Raw genomic sequence first — 14,418 nt, 5'->3', positions numbered from 1 at the left:
GCTCCTCAGATCAGGCATTCAGGGGCGACGACGATCGTCGGCACCCGGATGGCCAGGATGAGCGCGTGGCTCACCGAGCCGAGCACCATCCGGTCGAGCCCGCGGGCCTGCTCGGTCCCGACGACCAGCAGGGCCGCGTCGTCGAGGTGCGACAGCACGGCGTGCCTCGGATCGTCCCGGACGAGGGCAGCGGTCACCCGCAGGTCCGGGTTCGCCGCGCGGACAGTACGGACGACGGACTGGAGGATCGCGTCGTGCGCGCTCTCGAGGTCGACCGCGAAGCGGCCGTCCGGCTGCTGGACCTCCGGGATGCCGACGAGCGGATCGAGCCAGGCGTGCACGAGCCGCAGCTCGCCGCCGAGCCGCCTGGCCTCCCGCGCCGCGAATCTCGCCGCCTTCAGCGACACGTCCGACCCGTCCACGCCCACGACGACCGTCGTGCGTCCGGCTCCCGGAGGCTCGGGCACGATCGCGACCGCGCCACGGGCATGCGCTGCGAGCCGCGCGCCCAGCGACCAGTCGTAGCGGACGTGAGGCCAGTGCCGGCGTCCGGTCCCGACCACGATCAGATTGTCGGTCCGCGAGAAGCGCTGCAGTTCGTCGAGCCGCAGTCCGGCCATCACATGGGTGCTGACCCGGAGCCCGCCGTTCGCGTCGGACACGCGCTGCGCCTCGGCGTCGGCCGCGAGGTGCCGACGGGCCACCAGCTCGTCGGTGACCACCTGCCCCGGAGCGAGCGCGTCGAGATCCTCGATGTCCACCAGGACGATCGATTCATGCTCGGCCTTGGCCCGCCCGACGGCCCAGTCGAGTGCGACGCCGGCTTCAGGCGAGCCGTCCCATCCCACGATCGTCCTGTCGGTCATGAACTCTTCTCCTTCGACTCGTTCGGCGACGTCCTCTCCGGGCGCACGACCAGCACCGGGCACTCCGCCTGCGTGGCGCAGTACAGGCTCACCGAGCCGAGGAACGGCGACGCAAGCTCGCTCAGCCCGCGGCTCCCGATGACGAGAAGCTCCGCGGTGCGCGAAGCGTCCACCAGGACCTTGCCGGCGTGACCCGGCTCGGCGTGCACGCTCACCCACTCGGGCCGTGAGTCGCCGAACTCGGCGCGGACGACGTCCTCCAGGATCTCGAACGCCACCACCTTGGGCGCCCGCTCCGGATCCGGGAAGTACGCGTCGTACATCGAGGTGGAGGGCTGCCACGCCATCACCACGCGAAGGCGCGCGTCGAGCGCGCGCCAGCCGCACGGCCTCATGGAAGGCTCGACGGGACTGCTCCGACCCGTCCACGCCGCACACGATCGGCGGCAGAACCCCCTTCGAGGGATGCATGCGGACCCCTTTCCGGCGCGCGTCAGATCTCCCGCGGCTCCACGCGGAGCCGGTCGTGCACCTGGCGCACGTGCGGAGACGACCACGCAGTGCGGAGCGCCTGCTGGTGCTCGGTCCAGGACCCGACGGAGCCGGTCAGAGCGATCTCGTCGCCGTCGACGCTGACGGTGATCCTGCCGGCGTCCAGGATGGCGTTGCGCACCAGGGCGTTCCGGATCTCCTCGGCGACGTCGTCGGCCTGCGGCCGTCTGGTGAGCTCGATCCGGCTCTCGACCTGGTGGACGCCGTGCAGGCGCTCGACCGCCCGCTTGGCGGCCACCCGCTCGGAGTCCCACTCGACCTCGCCGGTCAGGACCACGCGATGGCCCTGGACGTCGGCGTGGATGCCCGTCCGCGGGACTCCCGCAGTCCACGCGAGGATGCCGTCGACGGCAGCGGCGAGCGTGCGCCCGTGCGGATCGCCGCCCGGCTCGGGCAGGCGCAGCTCGTCCGCGACGGTTCGGACCCCGGCGACGCGTTGCACGGCGTCCACCGCCGCGATGCGCTCGTGGAGGGTGCCGACCTCGCCCGTCAGTGTGACGACACCGCCCTCGACGGAGACGCCGATGGCGGGTGCGGTCACGTCCGGTGTCCAGGCGAGTTCGGACTCGACGGCCCGGCGGACAGTCAGATCGCTGAAGGTGCGCGCCGTGCCGGTCGGCGCGGCTGATTCGGGTGCGCTGCTGATGCTCATGGTCCCAGGATCCGTGCGACGGGGACGCACGTGATGAGTCGAAGGTCCCGCAGGTTTGCGGACCGTCGGGAACCGGTCAGCCGTGCCCGCGATGCTCGAGATGGAGCACCGCGGCCTGCGTGCGCCGCTCCAGCCCCAGCTTCGCCAGCAGCGAGCTGACGTAGTTCTTCACCGTCTTCTCGGCCAGCCCGAGCCGCTCGGCGATCTGGCGGTTGGTCCGCCCGTCGGCGATGAGCGCGAGCACCTGCCGCTCGCGGAGGCCGAGCGAGGCGAAGCGCGGGTCGTCGGCGGGCTCGCGGAGGGTCGCCGAGACGCGCGAGGCGACGCGCGGGTCGATGAGGCGCTTGCCGCGGTGGGCCGCGCGGACGTCGTCCACCAGGGTGCTCGCGCGGATATCCTTCACCACGTAGCCGTCCGCGCCGGCGATGATCGCGCTGCGCAGGGCATCCTCGTCGTCGTATGCGGTGAGCATCAGGCAGCGGATGCCCGGCTCCGCCTGCTTCACGGCCCGGCAGACGTCGATGCCGCTTCCGTCGGGCAGGCGGACGTCGAGCACGGCGACGTCGGGCCGCACGGCGAGGATCCTGGCGCGCGCCTGTGCGGCCGTCGCCGCCTCGCCGACGACCTCCATATCGTCCTGCCCGTCGATCAGGGCGGCCACACCGCGACGGACGATCTCGTGATCGTCAGCGAGGAAGACGCGGATCGGCGGCGGGCTCATCGCACGCTCTCGACCGACACGGGCAGCCGGAGCCGCAGCCGCGTCCCCTGCGGGGTCGACTCGACGTCGAGCACGCCGGCGCGGCGCTCCGCCCGCTCGGACAGGTTGGCGAGCCCGCTGCGCCGGCTCATCCCGCCGATCCCGGTGCCGTCGTCCGCCACCTCGACCGTGATCTCGTCAGCGGACGCGACGACCTCGACCGTGGCGCTGCCGGCCCCCGCGTGCCGGACCACGTTGGTCAGGCCCTCCCGCACGAACGCCGCGACATCGTCGGCGATCGCGGCGTCGGTCACCAGGTCGACGGGGCCGGAGAAGGAGACCGTCGCCGGCCGCGGCAGGGCCTCGCCGATCTCCTGAACGATGTCGAGCAGCCGGTGCCGGAGGCTCTCGGCCGCCCCTGCTGGCGCGACAGCGAGAAGATCGCTGTGCGGATCTGCGCGATCGCGTCGTCCAGCGACTTCACGGTGCCGTCGATCCGGTCGGCCAGCAGCCCGGCGCCGAGCGCCGACTGGATGCTCTGCAGCTCCAGTCCGGCGCCGAACAGCTGCTGGATGACGTGGTCATGGAGGTCGCGGGCGATGCGGGCACGGTCCTCAAGGAGCACCACCCGCTCGTGGTCGGCACGCGCGTCCGCGAGCTCCATCGCCAGGGCGGCCTGGCGCGAGAACGTCACCGTCCGCTCCAGTTCGAACGCCGAGAAGGCGGGATCGCCCGCCGCGCGGACGGCGATCAGCACCTCGGGTTCGCCCGTCTTCCCGTCGAACGGGATGACCAGGGCGGGCCCCGAGCTGCGGCCGTCGGAGAGCCGGATGCCGCTCAGCTCGTCGAGCCGCGTGGGCTGCGCCCCTTCGATCGCGCTGCGGATCCTGCTGTTCGTCGTCGGGTCGAAATCGCCGGCGCTCTCGCTCGCTCCGAGCAGGCGGAACTCTCCGTCGTGCACGTTGAGGCAGAGAACGAGTACGGCGCGCGCCCCGACAAGGGTCGCCGCGCGGGTCGCCAGCTCCTCGTGCGACTGCTCCGCTTCGCTCCCCAGGATGCTGGCTGTCATCTCGGCGGCGGACGCGCTCCACGCCTGCCGGGCGACAGTCTCGGCGTACAGCCGCGCGTTGTCGATCGCGAAGCCCGCGTTGGCGGCCAGCGCCTTGACGAGCTGCTCGTCGTCGTCGGTGAACCCGCCCCCGACGGGGTCGGTCAGGTAGAGGTTGCCATACACGGCGTCCCGCACCGTGATCGGGACGCCCAGGAACGCCGTCATCGGCGGGTGTCCCTCCGGGAAGCCGGAGGACCGCGGGTCGTCGGCGATCGAGTCGAGCCGGATCGGGCGCGGATCGTCGATGAGGGCGCCGAGGAGCCCGTGGCCCTCCGGCAGGTGTCCGATCCGTGCGACCACGTCGTCCGACATCCCGACGTGGATGAACTGCTCCAGGCCTCCGCCCTCGGCGATCACCCCGAGAGCGCCGTAGCGCGCGCCGACCAGCTCGACGGCGGACTCGATGATCGTCCGCAGCACCACCGGCAGCTCCAGGTGCGACACCACCGCCCGGTTCGCCCGGACGAGCGCGCGCAGCCTGCCCTGGGTGTCCAGCACCTTCCGTGCCTGCTCGACCAGCTCGCCGAGGGCGCGGTCGAGTTCGGCTCGGGGGGCGTCGGGGAAGGTGATCGGCTCGTCGCTCGGGATGGCGCGCCTCCTCTCGGCAGCAGGCGGCGCGCCGCTGTCCGGAAGCGGCGCATGCCCTCACGCGCCGAGTGTAGCTTCCTGCGGCGTCGCGTACACCTGCGTGTCCTGACCGACCACGACGGTGGGAGCGGCGAGGTCGAGGACGAGTCCGTGGGAGACCGAGCCCAGCCAGGTGCGCTTCCAACCGGTGAGCCGCCTGCTGCCGACGACGAGCATCGACGCGTGCTCGGACTGGACGCGGAGGCCGGAGATCGGGTTCTGGCGGAGCAGGACCCCGTGCACGACGAGGCCCGGATGCGCAGCGCCCACCGTGCGCACGTGGTCGTCGAGCAGGTCCTGCCGTTCGCTCTCCTGCGAGGTGACGAACTCGTCGTCGGGGACGACCAGCGGCTGCTCGGACAGCGGCGCCACCCAGCAGTGCACGACCGTCAGCGGCTGGCGCAGGTCCTCGGCCTCGCGGGCTGCGAACTCCAGGGCGAGGCGGCCCACCGCGGAGCCGTCCACCCCCACCACGACGCCCCTCCGCGCCGCCGCGGCCTCCGCCTCTTCGACGGGGATCACAGCCACCGGGCCGGCCGCCGCGGTCGCGAGCCGCGACCCGAGCGACCAGCCGTAGCGGACGCGCGGTCCGACCCGGTGCCGGGTGCCGACCACGACGAGGGTGTCGGCCCTGGTCTGGGCGGTCAGCAGGTCGAGCGGATCCCCGACCAGCAGCTCCGCTCCGGACACGACGCCGGGATGGGAGGCCGCGAGCTCCTCCACCCGGGAGTCGAGCCGGTCCTCCTCCTGCTCGGTCGCCCGGTCGAGGGCGCCGTCGTCGCCAAGGAACTCGCCCACGTCGACCACGTCGAAGAGCTCGATCGTCGAGCTCTCGTCGCGCGCGCGGCGGAGCGCCCAGGCGAGCGCCGCCTCCGCCGCCGTCGAGCCGTCCCAGCAGACCACCGTCCGGTCGGTCATCGTCCTCTCCTTTTCACGAGGCGACGCGCAGCACCAGCGAGCCGCCGGTCCTGCCCCGCCGCAGATCGTCGATCGCGCCCGCCAGCCCGTCGAACGGCACCGCCGTCACCGTCGGCCGCAGCCGGAGGTTCCGCGCGAGCGCGAGGAAGCGCGCGCCGTCCTCGCGGGTGTTCGCCGTGACGGTGCGCAGGTCGCGCTCGCGGAACAGCGACTCGGTGTACGAGAGCGGCGGGAGGTCCGACATCTCGATGCCGGCGAGCACCACCGTGCCGCCGCTCGCGGTGGCCCGCAGCGCGACCGGGACGAGCCCGCCGGCCGGGGCGAACACGATCGCGGCGTCCAGCGGCTCCGGCGGCTCCTCGTCCTCCTCGCCGACGAAGTCGACGCCGAGCTCCCGGGCGAGCTCGCGGTTCTGCACGCCGCGCGTCATCGCGAACACCCGGGCGCCGCCCGCCATCGCGAGTTGCGCGGTCACGTGGGCGCTCGACCCGAACCCGTAGATCCCGAGGGTTCCGCCCGGCGGGAGCTGCGCCCGCTGGAGCGCCCGGTAGCCGATGATCCCGGCGCAGAGCAGCGGTGCGGTCTCCAGCGCGTCGGCGTCCGCCGCGATCGGATAGACGTACGCGGCCGGCGCCACCAGGTACTCGGCGAACCCGCCGTCGGCGTCCCAGCCGGTGTACTCCGAGTACGGGCAGAGGTTCTCCGCACCCCGCCGGCAGAACGCGCACTCGCCGCAGGTGCGGCGCAGCCACGCGACGCCGACGCGGGCTCCTGGCTGCAGCGACGTCACGTCGTCGCCGACGTCGACCACCGTGCCGATCGCCTGGTGCCCCGGCGTCACCCGCGGGCGGTGCACAGGGATCTCGTGGTCGATCACATGGAGGTCGGTGCGGCAGATCCCGCACACCTCCACCTCGACCAGCACCTCGTCCGCTGCCGGCTCCGGCACCGTGTCCTCGACCGCTTCGAGGCCGCCGCTCGCCCCCGTGGTGCGCCACGCTCTCATCACCGGCATCTCGGGCCTCCGTTCCGTCTGCGAGTCAAGCGCCGCCGCCGCCCGCCGGGCGGGCCGAAGGTCCCACGGGACCAATGGCCCTTCGAACCGCCCGTGCCGGGTGAGCAGACTGCAGTCGGAGGTGCCGCATCATGGAGATCCGCAGGTACATCGTCGGCGTCGACGGATCGGTCCCGGCCCGCGCCGCGATACGGTGGGCGGTCGCGGGGGCGCGCGAGCGGGGCTCGGTGTGACACTCGTCCACGTCGCCGACGACGAGTGGGGCGCCGTGGGGGCGCTGCTCATCGACGAGGTCGACCAGGACGCGGAGAAGCGGTTGGGGGAGGAGGTCGCCTACGCGCGGTCCCTCGGGGCGGACGTGCCGATCCACGGCGAGGTCCGCACCGGCAGCCCGATGGCGGAGCTCGCCTCGTTCAGCGACCAGGGCACGATGATCGTCGTCGGCACCCACAAGACCGGCTTCCACTACGGGCGCGCCTTCGGCTCGCGCAGCCTCCAGCTCGCGAACCTCGCGACCGGGCCGGTCGCGATCGTCCCGGAGGCGGCGTCGCGGATGCGGCGCGGGGTGATCGTCGGCGTGGACGACACACCGGCCGGGGAGGCGGCGGTCGACCTGGCGGCGGACCTGGCCTGCGACCACCACTGCGAGCTGATGACGGTCCGCTCGTCGGAGGCGCACATCCCCTTCGACCCTGACGACACCGACGAGCGGCGCGACTGGCAGCTCCGGCGCGACGACGAGGCGCGGGGCTTCCTCGCGGCGGCCGTCTCGCGGGCGCGGGCGCGGCAGCCCGGCATCGTCATCCGCAGCCGGGTCGTGCGCCGCCCCGCGGGCGCGGCACTCAACGAACTGGCCCGCAGTGCCGAGCTCCTCGTGATCGGGGACTCGCGCCGGGCGCACGCGCAGCTCGGCAGCCTCGGAGCTGTCGCCTACGACGTGCTGCTCAACCTGTCCTCGCCGACGATCGTGGTGCACGCCCCGGCCGCCGGAGCGCGGGCGGAGCAGCCGACGACGGAAGGAGAGAGCAATGTCATCCGATGACCCGGTCCAGGTGCTGGACCGCGACGAGTGCCGGGAGGTCCTGAAGGGCGCGACGGTCGGGAGGCTGGCGACGGCCGTCGGCGGAGAGCCGGACATCTACCCGGTCAACTTCTACTCCGACGGGTCGAGCATCCTGATCCGAACGGCCCCCGGCACCAAGCTGCTGGAGCTGACCGTGCACGACATGGTGGCGTTCGAGACCGACGGCTGGACCGACGCGGAGGCCTGGAGCGTCGTCGTCCACGGCCACGCCAGGCAGCTCGACCATCAGGCGGAGATCGACGAGGCGGACAAGGCTCCGTTGCAGCCCTGGATCCCGACCCTCAAGTACCGCTACGTCCACATCGACATCGACTCGATGACCGGCCGGCGGTTCCGGCGCGAGCCGGAGCCCGAGCGCTGGTGAACCGCACACGGAAGGAAGCATCATGAGCGACGAGCCCAGCGCTGAGTCGGAGGACCGCATCCACCCCGGCGGCCGCATCGTCGTCGGACTGGACGGCTCCGCGCAGTCGCTCTCCGCGTTGCGCCGCGGCGCCAGGATGGCCGAACGGCTGGGCTGCAACCTGGTCGGCGTGACGGTCTGGGAGTACCCGCCGTCCTGGCCGGGCTACGTCATGGGCGGCTGGGACCCCGAGCGGGACGCGCACACCATCGCCGAGGAGGCCTCGCACGAGGTCTTCGGCGCAACGCTCCCGCCCTGGTACACGACCGTCGTCCGCTCCGGGTCGGCCGCGCGCCAGCTGATCGCGGAGGCGGAGGACGCCGAGATGCTGATCGTGGGCAGCCGCGGACTCGGCGGCTTCACCGGGCTGCTGCTGGGCTCGGTGTCCCGGTCCGTGGTCGAGCACGCGGACTGCCCGGTGCTCGTGATCCACGGATCGTGAGCTGAGTCGGCGCCGCCTCAGACCGCGGCGGGAGTCCCCAGCGCCGCGCCGATCGTGCGGCCCCACTCGCGGGCGTCGTCGAGCTGTCCGGGCTCCAGCACGCTGTCCTTGTCGACCAGGAAGCTGTGCTTGGCGAGCAGGCGGTGCGACCCGAGCCGGCGCAGGCGCTTGTCGATGGCGACGGCCGCCGAGCCGCTGAAGAGCTCCGTCATGTCGGCGCGGGTGTCGAACGCGGCGAACCGCGCCGGCACGTCGCCGCAGGTCTCCAGCCACTCGCGCACGCCGATGCCCTCGGCGTCGGGTTCGAGGGTGAGCCGGCGCTCGGGGTCGTCTCCCCACTTCGCCGCCTCCACGCGGGTGGACGGCCGGCTCAGGGAGTGCACGTGCGTGGGCGCGCCGATGAGGAGGAGGTCGATGTCCGGGAAGGCCTCCGGGGCGTCCTTGACCTTCAGGACGGTCACCGACGCGAACGGCCGCAGCCCGTCCGCGATGGCCTCCGCGACCCGGCGGGTGCTCCCGAACATGGACTCGTAGACGATGGCCGCGCGGGCGGCCGGTGTGGTGTCGTTCATGCCGTCACCTTCGCGCGGGTTTCGCGCGGCGCGCAGGGCCGAAGGTCACTCGGGACTTTCGGCACTGGGCGCGTGCCGCCCGGGTTGCGAGACTCGTCGCGTTCCCTGAGGGCTGGAGGATGCGATGACCGGGACGATCATGGTCGGGGTCGACGGAAGGGCCGAGCACCGGGCGGCGCTGGAGTGGGCGGCGCGTCGAGCGGTCCGCGACGGCTCCCGGCTGGAGCTGGTCTTCGTGCTCGCGCACGCCTGGGGCGACGACGCGGACGGCCCGAGCGACCTGCTCGTCCTCGCGGCGAAGTCCCTGCTGGCGACGGAGCGGGAGGCGGCGCTCCGCATCGCGGAGGAGGCGTCGACGCGGGTGCCCGCTCTGACCGGTCCCGAGCCCGCGCCGCGGCGGCGTCCCGGCCTCGAGGTCGGGACGCGGTACCTGTACGGCCACGTCGGCGCCGAGCTGACGGCGGCCTCCCGCGACGCCGACCTCCTGGTGGTCGGCGCCCGCTCGCGCTCGGCGCGGGACCACGGATTCTCCGGCTCGCTGCACCTCCGTGTCGCGTCGACCGCGGCCTGTCCGGTCGCCGTCGTCCCGCACGGCTGGGCCGGCCAGGGGTCGGGCGTCGTGGCCGGTGTGGACGGCAAGGCGCCCGCCGAGACGGCCGTCGCGTTCGCCGCGGACGAGGCGGCGGCGCTCGGCGAAGGGCTGCGCCTGGTCTGCGTCGGCTACACCGCGAACCCGCTGCTCGCTGGCCTCGTCCCGGAGGTGTCGCTCGACGACCGGAGGCAGCGGATCGTGGACGCGGCGGCCCAGAGCGCACGCGAACGCCGGCCCGGCATCGACGTCCGCGCCGACGTGATCGAGGCGGCTCCCGCGCCAGGCTTGGTCGAGGCGGCGGTAGGCAGCAGAATGCTGATCGTGGGAACCCGCGATCGCCACGGCGCCAAGCGCGTCATGCTCGGCTCGGTCGGCCACGACGTGCTGCTGAACGTCCGCGTCCCCGTCGTCATCGCGCGAGCGCGCCGCGAGGACGGGTGAGCGCGGCGCCGGGCACGGCGGCGGTCCTCGCGTCCGCCGCGCCGAGTCCGGTCCGGGTCTCCGCCTGCCAGGACACAGCGGCCGTGCTCGCGGGCCAGGGGACCACGGCCGCCGGCCTGGGCGACGAGGAGGCCGCCGCCCGGCTCGCCGCGGTCGGCCCGAACGCCGTCCGTGGCCACCGCGCCCGCCCGTGGCGCGTGCTCGGCCGCCAGGTGCGCAGCCCGATCCTCATCCTGCTGTTCGCGACCGCCATCGTCTCCGCGTTCGTCGGCCAGGGGACGGAGGCCGTCATCATCGCGGTGATCCTCGTGGTCAGCGTCGGGCTGGGCTTCGTCAACGAGTTCCGGGCGGAGCAGGCGGCGGACGCCCTCCACGACCGGCTCCGGCACACCGCGATCGTGCTGCGCGGCGGAACGCGCCGCAGCGTGGACGTCACCGAGCTCGTCCCCGGCGATGTCGTCGTGCTCTCGGTCGGCTCCGTCGTCCCCGCCGACCTCCGGCTCATCGAGGCCGACGGGCTGGAGTGCGACGAGAGCATCGTCACGGGCGAGGCGCACGCGGCGGCCAAGTCGCTCGACCCGGTGGCGGAGGGCGCGGGCGTCGGCGACCTCGCCTGCTGCGCCCTGATGGGCACCGTCGTCCACGCCGGCGGCGGCGTCGGCGTGGTGGTCGCGACCGGCGGGACCACGGAGTTCGGCCGGATCGCTGTCGGCCTCGGGACGCAGCAGCCGCAGACCGAGTTCCAGCGGGGCCTCGGCCAGTTCTCGACCTTCCTGCTGCTGGTCGCGATCATCCTGACCACCCTGATCTTCGTGGCGGCGCTGCTGCTCGGCCGGCCGCTCATCGAGTCGCTGCTGTTCTCGCTCGCCATCGCGGTCGGCATCACCCCGCAGCTGCTGCCCGCCGTGGTCAGCACCAGCCTCGCCGCCGGCTCCCGCGCGCTCGCGCGGCGGCGCGTGCTGGTGAAGCGGATGGTCTGCATCGAGGACCTGGGCGACCTCGACCTCCTGGTGACGGACAAGACCGGGACGCTCACGACCGGCCGGATCGTGTTCGACCGCCCCGTGCCGCTGGACGGCGTGGAGGCCGACGAGGTGCTGCTGCTCGGCCTCCTCGCCACCGACACCGACCCGGCCGCACCGCAGACGGTCGGCCTGAACGCGCTCGACGCCGCGTTGTGGCAGAGCGCCGAGGCAGCCTCCGCCCCCGTCTCGGCGTACCGGAGGCTGGACGCCGTGCCGTTCGACCACGAGCGCCGGATGGCGGGTGCCCTGGTCGCCGCCACCGGCTCCGCCCCGATCGTCGTGGTCAAGGGCGCGCCGGAGTCCGTCCTCCCGCTCTGCGCGCAGGCGCATCCGTCGGCGGCCGGGACACTGTCGCCGCTCTACGCCGCGGGCTCGCGGGTCATCGCCATCGCCACGAAGGCGGCGGGCGACCTGGCCGCGCTGACCCCCGGCGACGAGACCGGCCTGACCCTGCGCGGCTTCCTGGCGTTCGTGGACGGCGTGAAGCCGGACGCGCGCGCGTCCGTGCAGCGACTCGCGGACCTCGGCGTCGGCGTGAAGATCGCCACCGGGGACAGCGCCGTCGTGGCCGAGCGCGTCTGCGCCGAGCTCGGGATGCCCGCGACGGGCACGCTCACCGGCGAGGCGGTCGACGCCCTCGACGATGCGCAGCTCGCGGAGTCCGCCCGCGCCGCCACCGTCTTCGCCCGCGTCTCGCCCGAGCAGAAGGCGCGCATCATCCGCGCCCTGCGCCGGAAGGGCCGCGCGGTCGGCTTCCTGGGCGACGGAGTCAACGACGCCCTGGCCCTGCACAGCGCCGACATCGGCATCTCGGTCGACTCCGCCGTGGACGTGGCGAAGGACGCCGCCGACGTGCTGCTGCTGGACAAGGACCTCGACGTCCTCGCCGACGGCGTCACCGAAGGGCGCCGGATCTTCGCGAACACCATCAAGTACGTGCTGATGGGGACCTCCAGCAACTTCGGCAACATGTTCAGCGCCTCGATCGCGTCGGTCATCCTGCCGTTCCTGCCGATGCTCCCCGGCCAGATCCTGCTCAACAACCTGCTCTACGACTCCAGCCAGCTCGCCATCCCGAGCGACAACGTGGACGCGGAGCAGCTCCGGGTCCCGTCGCACTGGGACATCGGCGCGATCCGCCGCTTCATGCTGCTGTTCGGGCCGATCAGCTCGCTGTTCGACTTCGCCACGTTCGGGCTGATGCTCTTCGCGTTCAACGCGGCCCCGCCCGAGTTCCGCTCCGGCTGGTTCATCGAGTCGATCGCGACGCAGACGCTGATCGTGTTCGTGATCCGGACGCGGCGCGTACCGTTCCTGCGCAGCCGCGCCTCGCTGTCGCTCGCCGTCTCGGTGCTCGCGGTGGTGGCCGTGGGAGCGTGGCTGCCGTACTCGCCGTTGGCCGGCCTGCTGGGCTTCACGCCGCTGCCCGCGCCGTTCTTCCTCGCGCTGGTCGGCCTGGTGCTGGTGTACCTCGTGCTCGTGGAGCTCGCGAAGGTCTGGTACTACGCCCGGCTGAGCGCCCCGCGGGCGCCGGCCGTGCGCCGCCGGGCGTACCCGCACCGCGTGGCACGCCGGGCGGCGCGGTTCACGACCCGCTCCCCGCGGGCAGGCTGACCGTCTCCCCGAACTCGGGCACCCGCGCCTCCCAGCCGAGCGTCCGGCGCACCCGGACGCGGAGCGCGTCGGCCGCGTGCGGCTCCCCGTGCGTCAGGTACACCGCCCGCGGCGGTGTCGGCGCCGTGCCGAGCCAGTCCACGATCTGCCCCGCGTCGGCGTGGGCCGAGAGCATGTCCAGGACGTGCACCTGCGCCCGGATCGGGATGTCGCGTCCGTAGATCCGCAGGCTGCGCTCGCCGCGGCGCAGCGCGTCGCCGCGGGTCCCGCCGGCCTGGAAGCCGGTCAGCACGATCGCGTTGTGCGGGTCGGAGCCGTACGCCGCGATGTGGTGGAGCACGCGGCCGCCTTCGAGCATCCCGCTCGCGGAGATGATGATCGCCGGCCCGCCGCGCAGGTTCAGCAGCTTGGAGTCGTCCACCGTGCGCACCAGGGTGGCCAGCCGGTACATCGCCTCGAACTCGACCGGGCGGAGGCGGTGCTCCTCGGGGTGCCGCGCGTAGATCCCGGCGGCGTCGACCGCCATCGGGCTGTTGAGGAAGACCTGGACGTCCGGGATCGCGTGCCGCGCCCGCAGCCGGCTGAGGTGCAGGAGCAGGGTCTCGGCGCGGCCGACCGCGAACGCGGGCAGGATGACGACGCCGCCTCGGCTGCAGACGTTCCGCACGATCTCGCCGAGCGGCCACGCCGGGTCCGTGTCCGGGTGGAGGCGGTCGCCGTAGGTCGACTCGCAGACCAGCACGTCGGTCGCCTCCAGCGGGCGCGGGGGCTTCATGAGCGCGTCGTCCGGCCGGCCCAGGTCGCCGGTGAAGTGCAGCCGGGCGCCCTCGGCCTCCACGAGGACCTGCGCGGCGCCGAGGATGTGGCCGCCCGGGACGAACCGCACGGTGAGGCCCGCGACCTCCAGCTCGGCGTCGAACGGGTGCGGCTCGAAGCGTTCGAGCGCGGTGAGCGCGTCCCGCTCGGTGTAGAGCGGGCGCGGCGTCGCATGCTTGGAGCTGTGCCGCCGGGCGGCGTACTCGGCCTGCTCCTCCAGCAGCCGGCCGCTGTCCGGAAGGATCAGCCGGCTCAGCTCGGTGGTCCCGTGCGTCGCGTGGATGCGCCCGCGGAAGCCGTCCCGCACCAACGCGGGCAGGTAGCCGGTGTGGTCGAGGTGGGCGTGCGTCACGACGACGGCGTCGATGCCCGCCGGGTCGACGGGGAACGGCCGCCAGTTGCGCTCGCGCAGGACCTTGTAGCCCTGGAACAGCCCGCAGTCGACCAGGACGCGACGGCCCTGCGACTCCACCAGGTAGCGCGAGCCGGTGACCGTGTCCGTCGCGCCGAGGAACCGGAGGGTCGCCGTCACGGTGTCACGACCCGGTCGCGGCGCAGGAGTCCGAGCCCGAGCAGCACCAGCCCGAGCTCCGCCAGACCGGCGGCGAAGTAGGCGGCCTGCAGCAGGCTGAACGGGATGAACATCATCTGCACGAAGATCCAGATCAGCAGCCCGAACCCGGCGACCGCCGCTGCTACCGGGCCGGACCGGGAGTCGCGCCCGACGAGCACGGCGGCCAGGAGCTGGGTCCCGCCGACGACGACGGCCAGCACCAGGCCGGGGACCAGGTAGGAGGTGAACGGGCTCCCGCCGAGGAAGGAGCGGTCGGGGACGGCCCCGCCCAGGGTCGACGAGGCGACCGCTCCGAAGATCAGCGCGGCGCCGCCGGCGACCGCGGTGAGTCCGACGACGGCGGTGAGGACGCTCAGGGTGATGCGGGTCCAGCGCGGCATGACTCCTCCAGGTGCTTTCGCGTCGAGCCTCGCT

The 14,418-nt window shown here is 73.5% G+C and carries 16 protein-coding genes; 5 read left to right on the top strand and 11 right to left on the bottom strand.

Features of this window, described 5'->3' with window-relative positions:
• Window positions 1-5: 5 nt before the first annotated feature.
• From ACQ86L_RS08455 to ACQ86L_RS08420, 8 genes are all read right to left on the bottom strand, one after another.
• Window positions 6-866, bottom strand: a complete 861-nt coding sequence (locus tag ACQ86L_RS08455) for a universal stress protein (RefSeq protein ID WP_434318480.1) — start codon at window positions 864-866, stop codon at window positions 6-8.
• Window positions 863-1,261 (bottom strand): universal stress protein, encoded by a 399-nt coding sequence (locus tag ACQ86L_RS08450; protein ID WP_434318479.1) that lies wholly within the window; start codon window positions 1,259-1,261, stop codon window positions 863-865. The genes ACQ86L_RS08455 and ACQ86L_RS08450 overlap by 4 nt, the downstream gene beginning before the upstream one ends.
• A gap of 98 nt (window positions 1,262-1,359) precedes the next feature.
• A complete protein-coding gene (locus tag ACQ86L_RS08445) occupies window positions 1,360-2,070 on the bottom strand; it encodes a BON domain-containing protein (protein ID WP_434318478.1) in 711 nt (236 codons plus the stop codon).
• Window positions 2,071-2,146: 76 nt separating this feature from the next.
• Window positions 2,147-2,791: a response regulator gene (locus tag ACQ86L_RS08440; protein ID WP_434318477.1), complete on the bottom strand. Its 645-nt coding sequence runs from the start codon at window positions 2,789-2,791 to the stop codon at window positions 2,147-2,149.
• Window positions 2,788-3,084 carry a sensor histidine kinase gene (locus tag ACQ86L_RS08435; protein ID WP_434318476.1) on the bottom strand — a complete coding sequence of 99 codons (297 nt, stop codon included), beginning with the start codon at window positions 3,082-3,084 and terminating at the stop codon, window positions 2,788-2,790. The genes ACQ86L_RS08440 and ACQ86L_RS08435 overlap by 4 nt, the downstream gene beginning before the upstream one ends.
• Window positions 3,081-4,379: a GAF domain-containing protein gene (locus ACQ86L_RS08430; RefSeq protein WP_434318475.1), complete on the bottom strand. Its 1,299-nt coding sequence runs from the start codon at window positions 4,377-4,379 to the stop codon at window positions 3,081-3,083. Before ACQ86L_RS08430 ends, ACQ86L_RS08435 begins: the two co-directional genes overlap by 4 nt.
• Before the next feature lie 147 nt (window positions 4,380-4,526).
• Window positions 4,527-5,426, bottom strand: coding sequence for a universal stress protein (locus tag ACQ86L_RS08425; RefSeq protein ID WP_434318474.1), 900 nt, complete (start codon window positions 5,424-5,426; stop codon window positions 4,527-4,529).
• Window positions 5,427-5,439: 13 nt separating this feature from the next.
• Window positions 5,440-6,441, bottom strand: coding sequence for a zinc-binding alcohol dehydrogenase family protein (locus tag ACQ86L_RS08420; RefSeq protein ID WP_434318473.1), 1,002 nt, complete (start codon window positions 6,439-6,441; stop codon window positions 5,440-5,442).
• Window positions 6,442-6,670: 229 nt separating this feature from the next.
• Here ACQ86L_RS08420 and ACQ86L_RS08415 point away from each other — a divergent pair, with 229 nt between their 5' ends.
• From ACQ86L_RS08415 to ACQ86L_RS08405, 3 genes are read left to right on the top strand one after another with little or no spacing between them, the layout of a single operon-like run.
• On the top strand, window positions 6,671-7,483 hold the full coding sequence (locus tag ACQ86L_RS08415; RefSeq protein WP_434318472.1) for a universal stress protein: 813 nt from the start codon (window positions 6,671-6,673) through the stop codon (window positions 7,481-7,483).
• Window positions 7,470-7,889: a pyridoxamine 5'-phosphate oxidase family protein gene (locus ACQ86L_RS08410; RefSeq protein ID WP_434318471.1), complete on the top strand. Its 420-nt coding sequence runs from the start codon at window positions 7,470-7,472 to the stop codon at window positions 7,887-7,889. Before ACQ86L_RS08415 ends, ACQ86L_RS08410 begins: the two co-directional genes overlap by 14 nt.
• A 22-nt stretch (window positions 7,890-7,911) precedes the next feature.
• On the top strand, window positions 7,912-8,370 hold the full coding sequence (locus tag ACQ86L_RS08405) for a universal stress protein (protein ID WP_434318470.1): 459 nt from the start codon (window positions 7,912-7,914) through the stop codon (window positions 8,368-8,370).
• Between the two features lie 17 nt (window positions 8,371-8,387).
• Here ACQ86L_RS08405 and ACQ86L_RS08400 read toward each other — a convergent pair whose 3' ends face one another.
• Window positions 8,388-8,942, bottom strand: coding sequence for a flavodoxin family protein (locus ACQ86L_RS08400; RefSeq protein ID WP_434318469.1), 555 nt, complete (start codon window positions 8,940-8,942; stop codon window positions 8,388-8,390).
• Window positions 8,943-9,066: 124 nt separating this feature from the next.
• Here ACQ86L_RS08400 and ACQ86L_RS08395 point away from each other — a divergent pair, with 124 nt between their 5' ends.
• Together ACQ86L_RS08395 and mgtA are read left to right on the top strand one after the other, a co-directional pair.
• Complete coding sequence (locus ACQ86L_RS08395) at window positions 9,067-9,975, top strand: universal stress protein (RefSeq protein ID WP_434318468.1); 909 nt, start codon at window positions 9,067-9,069, stop codon at window positions 9,973-9,975.
• A complete protein-coding gene (mgtA, locus tag ACQ86L_RS08390) occupies window positions 9,972-12,614 on the top strand; it encodes a magnesium-translocating P-type ATPase (RefSeq protein WP_434318467.1) in 2,643 nt (880 codons plus the stop codon). The genes ACQ86L_RS08395 and mgtA overlap by 4 nt, the downstream gene beginning before the upstream one ends.
• Here mgtA and ACQ86L_RS08385 read toward each other — a convergent pair.
• Together ACQ86L_RS08385 and ACQ86L_RS08380 are read right to left on the bottom strand one after the other, a co-directional pair.
• Entirely contained in the window at window positions 12,586-13,962 is a 1,377-nt protein-coding gene (locus tag ACQ86L_RS08385) for an MBL fold metallo-hydrolase RNA specificity domain-containing protein (protein WP_434318466.1), read from the bottom strand. The two genes, mgtA and ACQ86L_RS08385, sit on opposite strands and share 29 nt — an antisense overlap.
• Window positions 13,959-14,384 (bottom strand): hypothetical protein, encoded by a 426-nt coding sequence (locus tag ACQ86L_RS08380; protein ID WP_434318465.1) that lies wholly within the window; start codon window positions 14,382-14,384, stop codon window positions 13,959-13,961. The genes ACQ86L_RS08385 and ACQ86L_RS08380 overlap by 4 nt, the downstream gene beginning before the upstream one ends.
• Window positions 14,385-14,418 lie beyond the last annotated feature (34 nt).

The sequence above is a fragment of the Leifsonia sp. P73 genome, assembly GCF_051059105.1.
GTDB lineage: Bacteria > Actinomycetota > Actinomycetes > Actinomycetales > Microbacteriaceae > Leifsonia.
This window is presented reverse-complemented; position numbering and strand designations above follow the sequence as displayed.